We start from the raw sequence: 18,241 nt of genomic DNA, 5'->3' as shown, positions 1-18,241 counted from the left end.
GTCTGGTGGTTCGGGGGGATTTCCGGCCGCCAGTCTACTCGGCGCGCCCGCACCGCCTCCTCCCGTGCCGCCCGCCCGTCAGGAGCCGCCGAAGAGGCTGGCGCCGTGCTTCAGGAGTGCGTTGTACGCCCCCTCGTAGGTGGTCGGCAGGTCCTCGCCGGGCTCGCCGTACCGGGCCAGCAGCAGGCCCATCAGGCCGACGGCGGGCGGGCTCAGCGGCTTGTCGCGGTTCACGTGCGCCGGATGCGCCGGTGCCGCCTCGGGGTTCGGGGGCAGGTACTGCGGCACCGTGGTCGGCCAGTCGCCGATCTGCCGCGGCTCGTCAAGCGTCAGCACCCCGAAGAGGTCGGGGGCGGAGGCGTCGCGAGCGGTCAGCGGCTCGAGGCCGTGCAGGGCGCTGAGGGTCCGGATCACGGCGCCGTGGTGCAGCTCGTCGTGCACGATCGTGCCGGCCCTCGTGTACGCCGAGACGGCGATCGCCGGCACGCGGCAGCCGAGCCGGTCGAAGGCGAAGCCCATCTCGCCCTCGCGGCCGTCGCCCGGCGGAGTCGCCGACGGCGGGGGGACGTGGTCGTAGAGGCCGCCGTGCTCGTCGAAGGTCGCCAGCAGGAGCGTGTTCACCGCGTTCGAGCCGGTCGTGCTCGCGCTCTCCCGGATCGCCGAGTACACCTGGTGCAGCAGCAGCTCGCCGGCGCGGACGTCGGACAGCGCGCTGTCGTAGACGGGCGTGCCGTCGACCTCGTCCTCGTGCAGGACGCCGGTCGGCGGGTGCATGTCGTTGTGGTCGAAGACGAGCCGCGGCTCGAGGAAGGCGTAGTCGGGCAGCTCGCCGTTCTCCACGTCGGCGTAGAAGCGGTCCATCGTCGAGAAGTGGGTCTTCCAGTACTTCTCGAGCACCGGCGCGTGCAGGAACCCGGTGTAGGAGACCACCTGCAGCGCGTCGAAGTAGACGCGCCAGGTCCTCCCCGCCTCCTCGAGGCGGTTGAACACCGTCGGCGCGTCGGCCAGGTCGTCCGCGAGCCACTTCTCGTAGCCGCCGCCCTGCTTGTTGGTGACGAAGCCGTGCGAGGTCGACGCGTGCAGGAAGGACCGGTTGCAGAAGGTCTGGGAGGGGACGGCGCAGAACCACTGGTCGAAGACGGCGAACTCGCGGGCGAGGGTGGAGAAGACGGGCAGCATCTCCGGCGAGAAGCCGCCCATGATCGTCCGCGCCTCCTCCGCCGTGGGCTCCTGCCCCTTCTTCATCACCCTCAGGTGCTGGACGTAGTCCTCGAGGAAGCCGCTCATCGTCGGGGCGGAGGCGTCGGCGGGCGCGTTGAAGGGCGCGGTCATGGCGCCGACGGTGCGGCCGGCGTTCTCGGGCGGATCCACCGTGCCGAAGAGCTGGGTGTTGACGTGCGGGTACTCCTCGCCCGGGTCCGGGTCGGGCTGGCGCATCACGGAGTCGGTGGCGCCCTCGTAGACGTGCGTGCCGACGGTCAGTCCCCCGGCGCTGGTGTTCGTCCGCTCGTCGGGGAGGAGGCCCTCGAAGCTCTCGCCCGCGGGCAGGTCGTCCGGTCCGTAGAGGCGGCCGAGGACGTTGTCGAAGGAGCGGTTCTCGAACATGATCACGACGACGTGGTCGAAGCCCGGCTCCGTGCGGGCGGGCAGTCGCGGCTCCTCCTCGCGGCGGGGGCCGGAGGCGACGGCCGCGCCGATCGCGCCGCCGGCGAGGGCTCCGCCTCCGACTCCGGCGGCGGCGGTGCCGGCCAGGAAGCGGCGGCGCGAGCGGGAGCGGGGAGCTCCGTCGTCGTGCTCCGAGGGAGTCCGCTCGCTGATCATCTCCGCCGCCTCTCCTGCGCCGCCTGCGCCTGCTCGGAGTGTAGCGACGCGCCCGGGACGGCGGCTCGAACGCGGGCGAGCAGTCCGGCCTCCGGCTCGGGGTCGACGTGCGCGCGGCGGGCCGCGTCGCGGAGGCGCCGCCCGACCGGCGCGGGCGGCGCGAACGCCGGCGCCGTGCGGGGCCAGCGCGCGAGGGACCGGTCGGGACCGCCGAGGAGTGCGGCCAGCTCTCGGACCTGCGGATCGACGAGGGCCCGGCGCCCGCCCGCCCGGGCGCGGACGAGCTGCGCGGGAGTCTCCGGATCGAGCGGCACGCCGATCCGTGCACCCGAGGGGACGGCCGAGGCGAGCACGAGCGCCGGCACCGTGCCGGGCCGCTCCGCGCTCCCCCGCGCGGTGACGAGGAGCAGCATCCGCCGCCCCGCCCGCTCCCCGTCGCGGACGGCGTCGAACACGACGTGCAGCAGCTGCTCCGCGAGGCGCGCATCGGCGGATCGATCGGTGCCGGCGGCTGCGGCGTCGGCGAAGTCGGCCGGATCGACGAGGGACCGCGGCTCGACCAGGACGAGCGGAGGCAGGGTGCCGGCTGCGGCCTCGGCGGCCAGCGCGTCGATGGGAAGGAGGCGCCCGCCGCGGGAGCCGGCGGCGCCCGGGTCGCGGTGGGGCCACTCCGGATCGGCGAGGAGCGTGGTCGAGACGCCCTGCCGCTCGTCGACCGCGAGAGCCCAGCCGGTGCCGGTCTCCCGGGCCGCGCGCAGGGCCGCCGGCAGCGGATCGCGGCCGTCGGCGCGCCAGTGGTCGGCCCGGGCGAAGGCCGTGGCGAGGAGCGCGTGCACCGGCAGCATCTCGGGGGCGAAGCGCGCGCCCGGAGGATCGTCCGGGCCGGGCGCGGTCATCACGGCGTCCGTATCACCGGTGAACACCGGACCGTCCGGATCGTCGAGCGCGCCGAGGACCTGGTCGCGGCTGCGGCCGGCGAAGGAGAGCACGACCAGGTGGTCGATCCGGCCTAGCACCTCGGCGGTCCGGCGCTCGGCGGGGGTGGGCCTAACCGCGGCGTCGAGCGCGAGCGACGCTGCGTCGGCGAGGGAGCGGCGCAGGAACGCACGCCGCTCCCCGCCGCCCGCGTCAGGCATCGGGCCCGGTCGGCTCCTCCGTGCTCGGGGCGGCCGCGTCCGGGACGGCGTCGGTCTCCGGCACGGCGTCGTCCTCCGGCGAGGCGTCGGAGCGCGATGCGCCGGCGACGTCCCCGTCCGGGCCGGCGGCGGCCTCCTCCGGAGCGTCGGCGGACGCCTCCTCCGGCAGCGCGATCGCGTCCGGTCCCTCCGTCACCAGGAGGTGGAACTCGGCCGCGGTGATGATCCGGAGCCCCAGGGCCTCGGCCTTGCCGAGCTTGCTGCCGGCGCCGGGACCGGCGGCGACGTAGTCGGTCTTCTTGGAGACGCTCGAGCCGGCCTTGCCGCCGGCCGCGAGGATGGCCTCCTGCGCCCCCTCGCGGGAGTACCCCTCCAGGCTGCCGGTCGCCACGACCGTGAGACCCGCGAGCACCCCGCCGGCGGCGTCCGCGGCACCGGGACCGGGGTGGCCGGGCGTGGCGAAGCGCACTCCGGCCGCGGCCCAGCGGTCGACGATCTCGACGTGCCAGTCGACCTCGAACCAGGCGATCAGGGCGTCGGCGATGATCCCGCCCACCCCGTCGACCGCGGCGAGCTCGTCGCGGCTCGCCTCGCGGATCGCGTCGAGCGAGCCGAAGTAGCCCGCCAGCGCGCGCGCGGCGACCGGGCCGACGTGCCGGATGCTGAGCGAGACCAGCAGACGCCACAGCTCCTTGGTCTTCGCCCGCTCGATGTTCTCGATCAGCCGGAGGGCGTTGGTGGAGGGCACGGAGGCCGCGTCCCCCGCGAAGGCTCCCGCCTCCGGGTCGAAGGCGCCGTCCTTGGCGAGCTGCCGCTTGCGCTTGAAGGGCGTGACGACCTTCGGATCGCCCTTCGCGTCGAGCTTCTGCAGACCCGTCTCGGAGTCGCGGACGACGACCTCGATCGGGAAGAGATCGGCCACCGTGAGCTCGAACAGGCCGGCCTCGGTCCGCAGCGGCGGCTCGGCGGGCACCAGGGGCTGGGTCAGGGCGGCGGCGCTGACCTCGCCGAGCGCCTCGATGTCGAGCGCGCCGCGGCTGCCGATGTGCTCGACGCGCCCGCGGACCTGCGCGGGGCAGGACTCCGCGTTGGGGCAGCGCAGGTCGACGTCGCCCTCCTTGGCCGGAGCGAGCGTGGTGCCGCACTCGGGGCACTGCGTCGGCATCACGAACTCGCGCTCGGAGCCGTCGCGGAGCTCCACCACCGGGCCGAGCACCTCGGGGATGACGTCCCCGGCCTTCCGCAGCACGACCGTGTCGCCGATGAGCACGCCCTTGGCCTTGACCACGTCGGCGTTGTGCAGCGTGGCCTGGCGCACCTCGGACCCCGCGACCTTCACCTTGGTCATCTGGGCGAACGGCGTCGCGCGGCCGGTGCGCCCGACGCTCACGACGATGTCGAGGAGCTTCGTGTGGACCTCCTCGGGCGGGTACTTGTAGGCGATCGCCCAGCGCGGCGCCCGGCTGGTGGCGCCGAGCTCGTCGTGCAGCTCGAGCTCGTCCACCTTCACGACCACGCCGTCGATCTCGTGCTCGACCGAGTGCCGCTCGCGGCCGTAGCGGTCGACGAAGGCGAGCACCTCCTCCACCGAGGCCGAGACGCGGTTGTGGCCGCTGACCGGCAGTCCCCAGGAGGAGAGGAGCCCGTAGACCTCGGACTGGGTCGCGACAGGCGGGTCCGGCCAGGCGCCGATGCCGTGCACGTAGAGCGCGAGGGAGCCGACGCGCGCCTCGCCGGCGCGCAGGTCGAGACCCGACTTCTTGTCGAGCTGCTGGCGGAGGCCGCCGCTCGCCGCGTTCCGCGGGTTGGCGAAGGTCGGGAAGCGCCGCAGTGCGCTCGTGCGCGCCTTCTCCTCCTCGAAGACGCCTCGGGTGGCGGGCGGGCGGGACGACCAGCGGGTCCGCGCCTCCTCGACCGCCTCGTCGCGCAGCGTCTCCTGGAGTGCGTTCAGCTCGGCGAAGGCGGCCACGGGGATGAAGACCTCGCCGCGGACCTCGACGAGTGCCGGGTGGCCCTCGCCGGAGAGGCGCTCGGGGATGCCCGCGACGCGGAGGGCGTTGACGGTGACGTCCTCGCCGGTGCGGCCGTCACCGCGGGTCGCCGCCGTGACGAGGCGGCCGTCCTCGTAGTGGAGGGAGATCGCGAGCCCGTCGATCTTGAGCTCCGTGAGCCAGGCGACGGGGCGGTCGGCCGAGGCCACCGTCTTCTCGCACCACTCGCGCAGCTCCTCGGCCGAGAACACGTTGTCGAGGGAGAGCATCCGCTCGGCGTGGTCGATCGGGGCGAGGCCCGCTCCGACGATCCCGCCGACGGTCCGCGTCGGCGAGTCCTCGGCGGCGAGCTCGGGGTGCTCGGCCTCGAGCGCGGCGAGCTCGCGCACCAGGGCGTCGTACTCGGCGTCGGACAGCGGCGAGGAGTCGGCCGCGTAGTAGTCGTCGCTCGCCGACCGGATCCGCGCCCGCAGCTCCTCGACGCGGGCGGCGGGCTCGACGGCGCTCACCGGAGCACCGCGGCGTCGGCCGCGACCGTGCGGTCGATCGTGCACTGGCCCAGCACGCGGGTGCCGAGGTAGACGACGGCCGTCTGGCCGGGGGCGACGCCGTCGAGCGGCGAGTCCGGAGTGATCACGAGCTCCACCCTGCCATCGACGTGCGACACCACCGCGGAGGCGGGGACCGGGTCGGCGTGCGCGCGGATCTGGACGTCGCAGCGGAAGGGCGCGTCCGCGTCCTCGGGAGCGGCGCCCGCCCAGGTGAACCGCTCGCCGGCGATCTCGCCGATGCGCAGCGCTTCGCGCGGACCGACGACGACCTCGTTGCTCACCGGCCGCACCTCCAGGACGAAGCGCGGCCGACCGTCGGGCGCGGGGACGCCGAGATGCAGGCCCCGGCGCTGGCCCACCGTGTACCCGTGAGCGCCCTCGTGGGAGCCGACCACCGCGCCGTCCCGATCGACGACCGCTCCGGTCTCGGGGGCGACGCGCTCGGCGAGCCAGCCGCGGGTGTCGCCGTCGGGGATGAAGCAGATGTCGTAGCTGTCGGGCTTGCTCGCGACGCTGAGGCCCCGCTCGGCCGCCTCCGCGCGCACGATCGCCTTGGACGGCGTGGAGCCGAGCGGGAACATCGAGTGCCGCAACTGCTGCTCCGTCAGCACGCCGAGGACGTAGGACTGGTCCTTCGCCTCGTCGCTCGCGCGGTGGAGCTCCGGGGAGCCGTCGGCAGCGGTGCGGAGGGAGGCGTAGTGGCCGGTGCAGACCGCGTCGAAGCCGAGGTCGAGAGCCTTCTCGAGCAGGGCGGCGAACTTGATCCGCTCGTTGCAGCGCATGCAGGGGTTCGGGGTGCGGCCCGCCGAGTACTCGGCGACGAAGTCGTCGACGACGTCCAGCTTGAACCGCTCGGAGAAGTCCCACACGTAGTACGGGATGCCGAGGACGTTCGCGGCGCGCTGCGCGTCCATCGAGTCCTCGATCGTGCAGCACCCCCGGCTGCCGGTGCGCAGCGTGCCGGGCATCCTGCTCAGGGCGAGGTGCACGCCCACCACGTCGTGCCCCGCCTCCACCGCGCGGGCCGCGGCCACCGCCGAGTCCACTCCACCGCTCATCGCCGCCAGAACCTTCACCGTGCGAGTCTACGTTTCCCGCGGGCGCGGCCGGCAGGGGTTCAGGCGGGCAGCACCGCGCGGTTCGAGAGTCCGGCTCGGGCGGCGCGGGCGTAGGCGCCGGGCAGCGCGGCCAGGAGGGCGTCGACGTCCGCGTCGGTCGAGGTGTGGCCGAGCGTCATCCGGAGCACCCCGCGGGCCTCGTCCTCGCTCCGGCCGAGCGCGAGGACCACGTGCGAGGGCTCCGGGATCCCCGCCGTGCAGGCGGACCCGGTCGAGACGGAGACGCCCGCGGTGTCGAGGAGGAAGAGGAGGGAGTCGCCCTGCGCACCGGGGAAGGCGAGGTGCGCGTTGTTGACGACCCGGCGTCCGGAGTCGAGGGCGGGCCCGGTCAGGGTCGCCCCCGGCACGGCGGCGAGGACGCCCGCGACGAGCCGGTCGCGCAGGGCCGCCAGGCGCTGCGCCTCCACCGACAGCTCGGCGTCCGCCTCGACCGCGGCGGCGGCGAAGGCCGCGGCGCCGGGCACGTCCTGGGTGCCGGAGCGGACGCCCCGCTGCTGTCCGCCTCCGTGCAGCACCGGGACCACGCGGGCGTCGCGGGCGAGCACGAGCGCACCGGTCGCGATCGGCCCGCCGACCTTGTGACCCGAGACGCTGACGGCGGCCAGTCCCGCGCCGCGCCCGGAGCCGGAGGCGCGGCGGATCTCGGCGATCCGCAGCGGCACGTGTCCGAGGGCGGCGACCGCGTCGACGTGGAGGGGGACGCCGGCGCGGGCGCACGCGGCCGCCAGCTCGGCGATCGGGTTGATCGTCCCGATCTCGTTGTTGACCCAGAGCACCGTGACCAGGGCGACCGATCCGGGATCCTTCTCCAGCGCCGCGGCGAGCGCCTCCGGCCGCAGGGCGCCCTCGTCGTCGAGCGGCAGCCACTCGAGGACGGCGCCCTCGTGCTCGGCGAGCCAGGCGGCCGAGTCGAGCGTCGCGTGATGCTCCCCCTCGGCGACCAGGACCCGGACGCGGGCCGGGTCCTCGCTCCGGCGCTGCCAGTAGAGGCCCTTGATCCCGAGGTTGACCGCCTCGGTGCCGCCGGCGGTGAGGATCACCTCGATCGGCTCGCAGCCGAGCACCCCGGCGAGCGCCGACCGGGCGTCCTCCAGCCGGCGGCGCGCCTCCTGGCCGGAGCCGTGGACGGAGGAGGGATTGCCGCCGTGGGCGGACGCCTCCGCGAACGCGGCGAGCGCCGAGGCGCGCAGCGGGGTGGTCGCGGCGTGGTCGAGGTAGATCACAGCAGCCCTTCGTCCCGCGTCGGGGGCACGGAGGGAGCCGGTGCCCGTCACTACTGTAAGTCGCATGACCTCTCACGATCCCCTGGCCCGGCTCGGCGTGACCGTGGACGATCAGGGCGGTGAGCTGCGGGTCTGGTCCGAGAGCGCGAGCGCCGTCGATCTGCTGCTGTACGACGAGAAGGACCCGACCTGGGTGACCCGCACGGTCCCGCTGGCGCGCGACGACGCCGCGGTCTGGTCCGCGCGCTCCGATCTGCTGGCCCCCGGCCGCCGCTACGCCCTGCGCGTCGACGGGCCGACGGGCCCCCGGCACCGCTTCGACCCCCGCCGGGCCCTGCTGGAGCCGTACTCCCGCGGCCTGCACCGGGTGGCGGAGAACGAGTGGCGCTCGGTCGTCGTGGACGACGCGTTCGACTGGGGCTTCTCCTCCCGGCCCGGCACCCCGATGGACCGCACCGTGATCTACGAGGCGCATGTGAAGGGGCTGACCCGGCTGAACCCGGCGCTGCCCGTGGAGCTGCGCGGCACCTACGCCGGCCTGGCGCACGAGTCGACGGTCTCGGCGCTGCTCGATCTGGGCGTGACGGCGGTCGAGCTGCTGCCCGTGCACGCGTTCGTGTCGGAGCAGCGCCTGCTGCGGCAGGGGCTGACCAACTACTGGGGCTACAACACGCTGAACTTCTTCGCCCCGCACGCCTCGTACGCCTCCTCCACCGCGCAGCGCGGCGGACCGACCGCGGTGCTCCGCGAGTTCAAGGGGATGGTGAAGCTCCTGCACGAGGCCGGCCTCGAGGTGATCCTGGACGTGGTCTACAACCACACCGCCGAGGAGGGGCCGGGCGGGCCGATGTCGAGCCTGCGCGGGATCGACGACGCCGCCTGGTACCGCCAGACGCCCGAGGGCCACTACGTGGACGTCACCGGCTGCGGGAACACGATCGACTTCGGCCGGCCCGCGGCGCAGCGCCTCGCGTTGGACTCGATGCGCTACTGGTCGGGCGAGGTCGGGATCGACGGCTTCCGGCTCGACCTGGCCGCGACCCTCGGCCGGGACGAGATCGCGCACTTCCGGAGCGACCACCCGCTGCTGCGGGCCGCGGTCGAGGATCCGGCGCTGGCCGGCGTGAAGATGATCGCCGAGCCCTGGGACGTGGGAATGGGCGGCTGGCAGACCGGGAACTTCCCGGCCGGGTGGTCGGAGTGGAACGACCGCTACCGCGACCGCGCCCGCAACTTCTGGCTCTCGGACATCGACTACGCCCGCCGCGCCGGCACGGCCCCCGTCGGCATCGGCGGCTTCGCGACCCGGCTCTCGGGCTCCTCCAACACCTTCTCGGCGGAGCGGGGCCCCCTCGCGTCGGTCAACTTCGTCACCGCGCACGACGGCTTCACGCTGGCGGACCTCGTCTCGTACAACGTCAAGCACAACATCGGCAACGGCGAGTCGAACCGCGACGGAGCCGACACCAACCGCTCCTTCAACCACGGCTTCGAGGGCCCCACCACCGACGAGCGGATCACGCTGGCGCGGCGCAAGGCGATGCGGAACCTCCTCGGCACCCTGCTGCTGTCGGCCGGCGTGCCGATGATCACGGCGGGCGACGAGACCGGGCGCAGCCAGCGCGGCAACAACAACGCCTACTGCCAGGACTCGGACCTGACCTGGGTGCGCTGGGAGGGCCTGGCCGACTGGCAGCTCACGCTCCGCGCGCACACGCGCACCCTGCTGCGCCTGCGGCGTGAGCACCCGGCGCTGCGTCCCTCCCGCTACGGCAGCGGCGACGCGAGCGAGCCGGGCGCCACGACCATGACGTGGTTCGACGCCCACGGGCGCGGGATGAGCGAGCACGACTGGACCTCCGCCGCCAACCGGACGCTGCAGTACCTCGCCGCCTCGACGCCGGTCGAGGGCGAGCCGGACCGCGTCCTGCTGGTGGTGCACGGCGTCGAGCAGGACACCACGGTCGTGCTCGCCGACGGCGAGGGGGTCACCGGCTACACGCGCCTGTGGAACAGCGAGGAGCCGGAGCCGCTGGAGCACGGCGAGTCATTCGAGCCGGGGCAGGTCATCCGCGTGGCCGGCACCTCGATGCAGCTCTTCGCCGCGCACGGGCCGGCGGCCGAGCAGGACGCCTGATGGCGCGGAGCGGGCCGGGGACCCCGGCGACCGTCGCGCTGACGGCGGCGGGCGTCCCCTTCACTCCCCGCCAGTACCGGCACGACCCGGCCACGACGCGCTACGGGCTCGAGGCGGCCGAGGCGCTCGGCGTCGAGCCGGAGCGCGTGTTCAAGACCCTGATGGTCGACGTGGACGGCGAGCTCGTGGTGGGCGTCGTGCCCGTCACCGGCTCCCTCGGGCTGAAGGAGCTCGCGGCCGCGGTCGGAGGCAGGCGGGCGGCGATGGCCGACCCCGTGCTGGCCCAGCGCCGGACCGGCTACGTGCTCGGCGGCATCTCGCCGCTCGGGCAGAGGACGCGGCATCGCACCGTGATCGACGAGACCGTCGAGCTCCACGACACGGTGCTCGTGTCGGGCGGGCGCCGGGGCTTCGACATCGAGCTCACCCCCGCCGACCTCGTCGCCGCGACGGCCGCCCTCCTCGCCGACATCGCGCGCTGACCCCCGATCCCTCGCCGTCCTCCTCCGGGCGCCGTTTCGCTCGATGCGCCGTCCTCCTCCCGCGAGATCCCACTCCGGTCCGCGAGACGCCGAGGAAGGCGCACCGGAGCGGCATCTCGCGGAGAGGGACCGGGCGGGGTCAGCCGGCGGCGGCGGCCAGTCCCAGCTCGGCGGAGCGGGCCAGGAGGGGATGCCGCGGCACGACGCGGACGGTGTAGCCGAAGGAGCCGCTGCGGTCGAGGGTGACCACTCCGGCGTAGGGCACGCGCCCGACCGCGTCGGCGGGCACCACGGCACCCGACTCCTCGACCACCTCGAGCTCGTGGTGGCGGACCTCGGTGAGCGAGCCGTCAGCGGACGTCGTCCCGTAGACGACCTCGACCGAGACGTCCGCCGGCGAGAGCTCCCCCAGGCGCACGCCCGCCCGCACGGCGAGCCGGTCCCCGCGCTGGGGCACCGCGTCGATCCCGCCGGACTCGACGGACGCGACCGCGACCCCGGGCCAGCCGGCGCGGACCCGCCGCTTCCAGCTCGCCAGCTCCTTGGCCGGCTCGAAGTGGTCGGCGGCGACCGCGCGCCCTGCCTCGGCGGCCGGCGAGTAGAGCGCCTCGACGTACTGGCGCACCATCCGCTCGGCGGAGACCTCGGGCGAGAGGGTCGCGAGGGTGTGCCGGATCGACCGCACCCACCGACGGGGCACTCCGTCGTGATCGCGCTCGTAGTAGCGCGGCACGACCTCGGTCTCGAGCAGCTCGTAGAGCGCCTCGGCCTCGAGCGTGTCGCGGGCCTCCGGGTCGAGCGCGCGGTCGGAGGAGGGGATCGCCCAGCCGTTCTCGCCGTCGAAGTACTCGTTCCACCAGCCGTCGAGGATCGAGAGGTTGAGCGAGCCGTTGAGCGCCGCCTTCATCCCGGAGGTGCCGCACGCCTCGAGCGGGCGCAGCGGATTGTTGAGCCAGACGTCGGTGCCCGGGTAGAGCAGCTGCGCCATCGCGATGTCGTAGTCCGGCAGGAAGACGATCCTGCGGCGCACGTCCGGCTCCTGCGCGAAGCGGACGAGCCGCTGGATCAGGCGCTTCCCCTCCTCGTCGGCCGGGTGGGACTTGCCCGCGATGACGATCTGGATCGGGTGCTGCGGGTGGGTGAGCAGCGCGCGCAGACGCTCGGGGTCGTGGAGCATCAGGGTCAGCCGCTTGTAGGTCGGCACCCGCCGCGCGAAGCCGATGGTGAGCACGTCCGGGTCCAGCAGCTCGTCGAGCCAGGCCGGCGGGAGGCCGCCCGGGTTCTGCTCGCGCCAGGAGCGGGCGGCCCGGCGGCGGGCGTCCCGCACCAGCTGCTCCCGCATCGCCCGGCGCGCGGCCCACAGCTCGGTGTCGCCGAGCGCACCCGAGGCCCAGTCGGCCCGCGTCGTGTCGTCGGTGCCGAGCCGCTCCTCCGCGAGCCGCCGGAGGATCGGATCGGTCCAGGTGGCCGCGTGGACGCCGTTCGTCACCGAGCCGATCGGCACCTCCGCCGTCTCGAAGCCGGGCCAGAGGCTCGAGAACATCGATCGGCTGACCTCGCCGTGCAGCGTCGAGACGCCGTTGGAGCGCTGCGCGAGCCGCAGGCCCATGTACGCCATGTTGAACGCCGTCCCGGAGTCCCCCGGCTCGGCGCCCAGCGCGAGCACGTCCTCGACCTGCACGCCCGGGAGCAGCTCCGTGGAGAAGTACTCCTCGATCATCCCGCGGTCGAAGCGGTCGATGCCCGCCGGCACCGGAGTGTGCGTGGTGAAGACCGTGCTCGCCCGCACCACCTGGAGAGCCTGGTCGAAGTCCAGGCCCGCGCCGATCAGGCCGGAGATGCGCTCGAGCCCCTGGAAGCCGGCGTGCCCCTCGTTGGTGTGGAACACCTCCGGGAGGACGCCGCCCGAGACCTCGGCCCAGAGCTCGAGCGCGCGGACCCCGCCGATGCCCAGCAGCAGCTCCTGCAGCAGGCGGTGCTCGCCCCCGCCGCCGTAGAGGCGGTCGGTGACGGAGCGGAGCGAGTCCTCGTTCTCGGGGATGTCGGTGTCGAGCAGGAGGAGGGTCACCCGGCCGACCTCCGCGCGCCAGACCCGGGCGTAGAGCGCGCGTCCCTCGGGGAGCGCCAGCACGATGCGGGCGGGCGAGCCGTCGGCGAGACGGACGACGCGCAGCGGCAGCCCGTCGGGATCGAGCGAGGGGTAGGACTCGAGCTGCCAGCCGTCGGCGGAGAGCTTCTGCGAGAAGTAGCCCGACCGGTAGAAGAGGCCCACGCCGGTGAGCGGCACGCCCAGGTCCGAGGAGGCCTTCAGGTGGTCGCCGGCGAGGATGCCGAGTCCGCCGGAGTACTGGGGCAGCGCCGCCGCGATGCCGAACTCCGGCGAGAAGTAGGCGATCGAGCGCGGGGCGGACTCCGGCAGCGACTGGTACCACCGCGGCTCGGTGCGGTAGCGCTCCAGCTCGTCGCGGAGGCGCCACGCCTCGTCGACGAAGCCCTGGTCCCCCGCCAGCTCGGCGAGGCGCTCGGGGCTCACCGCTCCGAGCAGGGCGGTGGGGTCCGCCCCCCCGCGCCGCCACAGCTCCGGATCGACCCGCTCGAACAAGCGCCGGGCGGGCTCGTGCCAGGCCCAGCGGAGATTGCCCGCCAGATCGCCCAGAGCCGAGAGCTCGGGCGGGAGGACGGAGCGGACGATGAAGCGGCGGATCGCCTTCACGGCACCCCTCGACTCTCTGCGGACCCCGGAGCGCCCGGTCGCGGAGCACCGGGGCGGTCGCGCTCGGTCACCCTAGCGGACCCCGACCACCGCGGATCGGCGGGACGCGGACCCGCCGCGACCCTCCGGCACGCGCTCCCCGGGTCCGTTTGCACAGGCCCGAGCGCGGGCGCAACCGTCGTGTGCGAGCCGCCGCCGGTCGCTACTGTCGTGACGTGGCTCAGATACCTTTCGGCAAGGCTCAGAACGGCAAGGACGCACGGCGAGCGGGTCGCGGACGCGCACCCCAGGAGGCGTCGGCGCCTCCCGAGACGGCCGCTCCGGCGCCCGCCGCCGCCCCCGAGGCGACTCCTGCTCCCCCCGCGGCCGAGAGTGCTCCGGCCGCCCCGGTGACCGCGGACGCACCCGACGCGTCGACGGCGACCGCGACGACCGGGAGCGGCTACCGCGTCCGGGCCGAGCGACTGCCGATCATCGACCCGCAGCCGCGGCTCGAGGACGACCGCTGGCCCGCGAAGGCGTTCGTCGGCGAGGTCGTCCCCTTCGCCGCCACGGCCTTCCGCGAGGGGCACGACCTCATCGGCGTCGACCTCCTGCTGCGCTCGCCGTCCGGGGCCGAGTCGGAGCACCGCATGTCGCTCCTCGCGACCGGCACCGACCGCTACGGGCGCCTCGTGGCCCTCGACGAGGAGGGCGATTGGAGCTACCGCATCCGCGCCTACGCCGATGACTGGGCGACCTGGCTCCACACGGCCGAGGTCAAGATCCCGGCCGGCCTGGACATCGACGTCACCTTCGCCATCGGCGAGGGCCTGCTGCGCAGCGGCGCCGACGACTCCTTGCGGCCCGAGGGCGAGCGCGGCCTGCTCTCCGACACCGCCGCCCGCGTCGGTGACACCACGCTGAGCGCCGAGGAGCGCCTCGCCGCGGCGACCGATCCCGCCGTCCACGGCGCGCTCGACGCCCGCCCGGTGATGAGCCTCACCAGCGTCTCGGAGCCGCGCACCGTCCACGTCGAGCGCACCCGCGCCGGCGTCGGCGCCTGGTACGAGTTCTTCCCCCGCTCCGAGGGCGCCGTGCGCCACGAGGACGGGACCGTGACCAGCGGATCCTTCCGCACCGCGATCGACCGCCTCCCCGCTGTGGCCGCGATGGGCTTCGACGTGCTCTACCTGCCGCCGATCCACCCCATCGGCCGCTCCTTCCGCAAGGGCCCGAACAACACGCTCGACGCCGGCGAGAACGACCCCGGCTCGCCGTGGGCGATCGGCTCGGCCGAGGGCGGCCACGACGCGATCCACCCGGACCTCGGCACCGAGGACGACTTCCGCGCCTTCCACGCCGCGGTCGAGGCCGCGGGCCTCGAGCTCGCCCTCGACTTCGCCCTGCAGGCCTCGCCCGACCATCCCTGGGTCACCAGCCACCCCGAGTGGTTCACGACGCTCCCCGACGGCTCGATCGCCTACGCCGAGAACCCGCCGAAGAAGTACCAGGACATCTACCCGATCAACTTCGACAACGACCCCGAGGGCATCCGTCAGGAGTCGCTGCGGGTCCTGCGGCACTGGATCGACCTGGGCGTGCGGATCTTCCGCGTCGACAACCCCCACACGAAGCCGCTCGACTTCTGGGAGTGGATCATCCACGAGGTCAACGCCGAGCACCCCGAGGTCGTCTTCCTCGCGGAGGCGTTCACCCGCCCCGCGATCATGCGCGCACTCGGCAAGGTGGGCTTCCAGCAGTCGTACTCGTACTTCACCTGGCGCAACACCAAGGAGGAGCTCGGCGAGTTCTTCACGAGCATCTCCCACGAGACGGCCGACTACATGCGGCCGAACCTCTTCGTGAACACTCCGGACATCCTCACCGAGTACCTCCAGTACGGCGGCTGCTCGGCGTACAAGGTGCGGGCGGCCCTGGCCGCGACCGCGTCGCCGCTGTGGGGGGTCTACGCCGGCTACGAACTGGTCGAGAACGTCGCTCGCCCCGGCGCCGAGGAGAACATCGACAACGAGAAGTACGAGTACAAGACGCGCGACTGGGCCGGCGCCGAGGAGTCGGGCCGCTCGCTGGCGCCGTACATCACGCGCCTCAACGAGATCCGGCGCTCGCACCCCGCACTCGGGCAGCTGCGGAACCTGCACGTGCACGGCAGCGACGACGACGCGATCCTCGTCTACTCCAAGCACCTGCAGGCCGCGTTCACGGGCACCGGGACCGACGACACGATCATCGTCGTCGTCAACACCGACCCGCACTCGGCCCGCGAGACCACGGTCCACCTCGACCTGCCCGCGATCGGGCTCGACTGGAGCGCGACCTTCGAGGTCGAGGACCTGATCACCGGCGCCGTCTGGACCTGGGGCAGCGACGACTACGTGCGGCTCGACTCGTTCGTCGAGCCCGTGCACATCCTGAGCGTGAAGGCGGACGAGCGATGAGCGGAACCACCCCCGAGGGCACGAGCCCGGCCGAGGAGGCGGGCCTCGGCGCGCACGCCGAGACGGTCCCCACGACGGGCACCAGCTCGGCGACCACCTCCTTCCACGGCGCGCACGTCGCCGACGCGGCACCCGACGCACGACAGCACCCCGGAGCGGACGGCGAGAACGCGCGCAGCTACGCGGTCGAGACGGTCCCGGAGGCGCCTCAGCCGGTCGCGGGCGACGACGCCGTGACCGTCGAGCGCGACGCCGACGACGCGGAGTCCGCTCCGGTCGGCAGCGGGGCCGAGGGCGACCTGCCCGACGACACGGACGCCGCCGATTCCGTCGCAGCCGACAGCGCCGCTCCCGCCGAGACGACCGCCGGCCCCGCCGAGACGACCGCGGACCCCGCGACCGCTTCGGGCCCCGTCGACGGCACTGCGGCGATCGCGCTGCCCGACATCCCGGAGTGGGTGCTGCAGCAGCTCGCCACCGGCAGCAACGCGCTCCCCCACGACGTCCTGGGCCAGCACCTCGTCTCGGCCCCCGGCGTCTCCGACCCGGTGACGGTCGTCCGCGTGCGCCGCCCGCTCGCCGAGAAGGTCGCCGTGGTGCTCGCCACCGGCGCCCGCGTCGAGCTCAGCCACCTCAGCGACGGGATCTGGCAGGGCTTCCACGTCCTCGGTCCGCAGGCGTACACCGTCGAGGCCCGCTACGGCGATGGCGGCGAGTGGACCGCGGAGGACCCCTACCGGTTCTCGAAGACGGTCGGCGACTTCGACCTCTACCTCATCGGCGAGGGCCGCCACGAGCGCCTCTGGGAGGCGCTCGGCGTCCGTCACCGCGAGCACGAGGGGGTCTGGGGCACGAGCTTCGCCGTCTGGGCCCCGCACGCCCAGGCCGCTCGGGTCGTCGGCGACTTCAACGACTGGAACGGCGAGGGCCACTCCCTCCGCAACCTCGGGACGACCGGGGTCTGGGAGATCTTCGTCCCGGGCGTCGAGCCCGGAGCCTCCTACAAGTTCGACCTGCTCTCGCGCGACGGCCACTGGGTCCGCAAGGCCGACCCGATGGCCCGCGCCACGGAGGTGCCGCCTGCAACCGCCTCGAAGGTCCCCGTCTCGCACCACCAGTGGGGCGACTCCGGCTGGATGGAGAAGCGAGCCTCGGTCGATCCGCACACGCAGCCGCTCAGCGTCTACGAGATGCACCTCGGCTCCTGGCGTCCGGGACTGGGCTACCGCGACCTCGCGGACCCGCTGATCGAGTACGTCACCGAGCTCGGCTTCACGCACGTGGAGTTCATGCCGCTCGCCGAGCACCCGTTCGGCGGCTCCTGGGGCTACCAGGTCACCGGCTACTACGCCGCCTCCAGCCGCTTCGGCACGGCCGACGACCTCAAGTACCTGATCGACCGTCTGCACCAGGCCGGCATCGGCGTCATCGTCGACTGGGTGCCCGGGCACTTCCCCAAGGACGACTTCGCCCTCGCCCGCTTCGACGGCGAGCCGCTCTACGAGCACCCGGACTGGCGCCGCGGCGAGCAGATGGACTGGGGCACCTACGTCTTCGACTTCGGGCACACCCAGGTGCGCAACTTCCTCGTCGCGAACGCCCTGTTCTGGCTCGAGGAGTTCCACGTCGACGCCCTGCGCGTGGACGCCGTCGCCTCGATGCTCTACCTCGACTACTCCCGCAAGGAGGGCGAGTGGCTGCCGAACCAGTACGGCGGACGCGAGCACCTCGAGGCGATCAGCTTCCTCCAGGAGGTCAACGCCACGGCCTACAAGCTGCACCCCGGCATCATGATGATCGCCGAGGAGTCGACGAGCTGGCCCGGCGTCACCCAGCCCACCAGCTCCGGCGGCCTCGGCTTCGGGCTCAAGTGGAACATGGGCTGGATGCACGACTCGCTCGACTACATGGCGAACGACCCGCTCTGGCGCCAGTACCACCTGGGCGAGATCACCTTCTCGTTCGTCTACGCCTTCAGCGAGAAGTTCGTCCTGCCGATCAGCCACGACGAGGTCGTGCACGGCAAGGGCTCGCTGATCCAGAAGATGCCGGGCGACCACTGGCAGCAGCTCGCGAACGTGCGCGCCTACCTCGCCTTCATGTGGGCCCACCCCGGTAAGCAGCTGCTCTTCATGGGCCAGGAGTTCGGCCAGTACTCCGAGTGGAGCGAGGAGCGGGGTCTGGACTGGTGGATCCTCGATCAGCCGAGCCACCGCGGTCTCTGGAGCCTCGTCGGTCAGCTGAACCGCGTGTACCGCGACTCGCCGTCGCTCTGGGAGCTCGACCACGAGCAGTCGGGCTTCGAGTGGATCGACGGCGGCGCGGCGGCGGCCAACGTCGTCTCGTTCCTGCGCAAGGACAGCGAGGGTCGCCCGATCGCCGTCATCGCCAACTTCTCGGGCTCGCCCGTGCACGGCTACCGCGTGAGCCTGCCCACGGCCGGCCGCTGGGAGGAGCTCGTCAACACGGACGCCGAGATCTACGGCGGCAGCGGAGTCGGGAACTTCGGAGCGGTCGAGGCTCGCGAGGAGCCGTGGGCCGGCCGCCCGGCTTCCGCCGAGCTGGTCCTGCCCCCGCTGGCCGTGCTCTACCTGCGACCCGCCGACTGATCGGTCCCCGCACGGAAGA

At 73.6% G+C, this 18,241-nt stretch carries 10 protein-coding genes; 4 read left to right on the top strand and 6 right to left on the bottom strand.

The window, feature by feature from the left end:
* Positions 1–78: 78 nt before the first annotated feature.
* Genes C5C44_RS08290 through C5C44_RS08270 form a run of 5 tightly spaced genes read right to left on the bottom strand, consistent with a single transcriptional unit; the run spans position 79 to position 7,906 of the window.
* Positions 79–1,821: an alkaline phosphatase family protein gene (locus C5C44_RS08290; protein ID WP_104335672.1), complete on the bottom strand. Its 1,743-nt coding sequence runs from the start codon at positions 1,819–1,821 to the stop codon at positions 79–81.
* Positions 1,818–2,957: a hypothetical protein gene (locus C5C44_RS08285; RefSeq protein WP_104250545.1), complete on the bottom strand. Its 1,140-nt coding sequence runs from the start codon at positions 2,955–2,957 to the stop codon at positions 1,818–1,820. The genes C5C44_RS08290 and C5C44_RS08285 overlap by 4 nt, the downstream gene beginning before the upstream one ends.
* On the bottom strand, positions 2,950–5,457 hold the full coding sequence (gene ligA, locus C5C44_RS08280; RefSeq protein WP_146084319.1) for an NAD-dependent DNA ligase LigA: 2,508 nt from the start codon (positions 5,455–5,457) through the stop codon (positions 2,950–2,952). The genes C5C44_RS08285 and ligA overlap by 8 nt, the downstream gene beginning before the upstream one ends.
* Complete coding sequence (mnmA, locus tag C5C44_RS08275; RefSeq protein WP_181028759.1) at positions 5,454–6,575, bottom strand: tRNA 2-thiouridine(34) synthase MnmA; 1,122 nt, start codon at positions 6,573–6,575, stop codon at positions 5,454–5,456. Before mnmA ends, ligA begins: the two co-directional genes overlap by 4 nt.
* A 41-nt stretch (positions 6,576–6,616) precedes the next feature.
* The gene (locus C5C44_RS08270; RefSeq protein WP_104335671.1) at positions 6,617–7,906 is read right to left on the bottom strand and encodes a cysteine desulfurase family protein; all 1,290 of its coding nucleotides are present in this window, start codon (positions 7,904–7,906) and stop codon (positions 6,617–6,619) included.
* Here C5C44_RS08270 and glgX point away from each other — a divergent pair.
* Both glgX and ybaK read left to right on the top strand, forming a co-directional pair.
* Positions 7,905–9,977: a glycogen debranching protein GlgX gene (gene glgX / locus C5C44_RS08265; RefSeq protein WP_104335670.1), complete on the top strand. Its 2,073-nt coding sequence runs from the start codon at positions 7,905–7,907 to the stop codon at positions 9,975–9,977. The two genes, C5C44_RS08270 and glgX, sit on opposite strands and share 2 nt — an antisense overlap.
* The gene (gene ybaK, locus C5C44_RS08260) at positions 9,977–10,459 is read left to right on the top strand and encodes a Cys-tRNA(Pro) deacylase (RefSeq protein ID WP_104247616.1); all 483 of its coding nucleotides are present in this window, start codon (positions 9,977–9,979) and stop codon (positions 10,457–10,459) included. The genes glgX and ybaK overlap by 1 nt, the downstream gene beginning before the upstream one ends.
* Positions 10,460–10,598: 139 nt before the next feature.
* Here the strand turns inward: ybaK and glgP are convergent, their stop codons facing one another.
* On the bottom strand, positions 10,599–13,172 hold the full coding sequence (gene glgP / locus C5C44_RS08255; RefSeq protein WP_104335669.1) for an alpha-glucan family phosphorylase: 2,574 nt from the start codon (positions 13,170–13,172) through the stop codon (positions 10,599–10,601).
* A 470-nt stretch (positions 13,173–13,642) separates the two neighbouring features.
* Between glgP and C5C44_RS08250 the strand changes: the two genes are divergently transcribed.
* Together C5C44_RS08250 and glgB are read left to right on the top strand one after the other, a co-directional pair.
* Positions 13,643–15,613, top strand: a complete 1,971-nt coding sequence (locus C5C44_RS08250) for an alpha-1,4-glucan--maltose-1-phosphate maltosyltransferase (protein WP_308471039.1) — start codon at positions 13,643–13,645, stop codon at positions 15,611–15,613.
* Positions 15,610–18,222, top strand: coding sequence for a 1,4-alpha-glucan branching protein GlgB (gene glgB / locus C5C44_RS08245; RefSeq protein ID WP_104335668.1), 2,613 nt, complete (start codon positions 15,610–15,612; stop codon positions 18,220–18,222). Before C5C44_RS08250 ends, glgB begins: the two co-directional genes overlap by 4 nt.
* The last annotated feature ends 19 nt before the right edge of the window (positions 18,223–18,241 follow it).

It is taken from the genome of Rathayibacter sp. AY1F6 (assembly GCF_002932035.1).
Lineage (GTDB): Bacteria > Actinomycetota > Actinomycetes > Actinomycetales > Microbacteriaceae > Rathayibacter.
This window is presented reverse-complemented; position numbering and strand designations above follow the sequence as displayed.

Excerpts from the sequence above, each read along its gene's own strand:
- C5C44_RS08290 (WP_104335672.1), bottom strand. The coding sequence starts at position 1,821 with ATGATCAGCGAGCGGACTCCCTCGGAGCACGACGACGGAGCTCCCCGC.
- C5C44_RS08285 (WP_104250545.1), bottom strand. The coding sequence starts at position 2,957 with ATGCCTGACGCGGGCGGCGGGGAGCGGCGTGCGTTCCTGCGCCGCTCC.
- glgX (WP_104335670.1), top strand. The coding sequence starts at position 7,905 with ATGACCTCTCACGATCCCCTGGCCCGGCTCGGCGTGACCGTGGACGAT.
- C5C44_RS08270 (WP_104335671.1), bottom strand. The coding sequence starts at position 7,906 with ATGCGACTTACAGTAGTGACGGGCACCGGCTCCCTCCGTGCCCCCGAC.
- ybaK (WP_104247616.1), top strand. The coding sequence starts at position 9,977 with ATGGCGCGGAGCGGGCCGGGGACCCCGGCGACCGTCGCGCTGACGGCG.
- glgB (WP_104335668.1), top strand. The coding sequence starts at position 15,610 with ATGAGCGGAACCACCCCCGAGGGCACGAGCCCGGCCGAGGAGGCGGGC.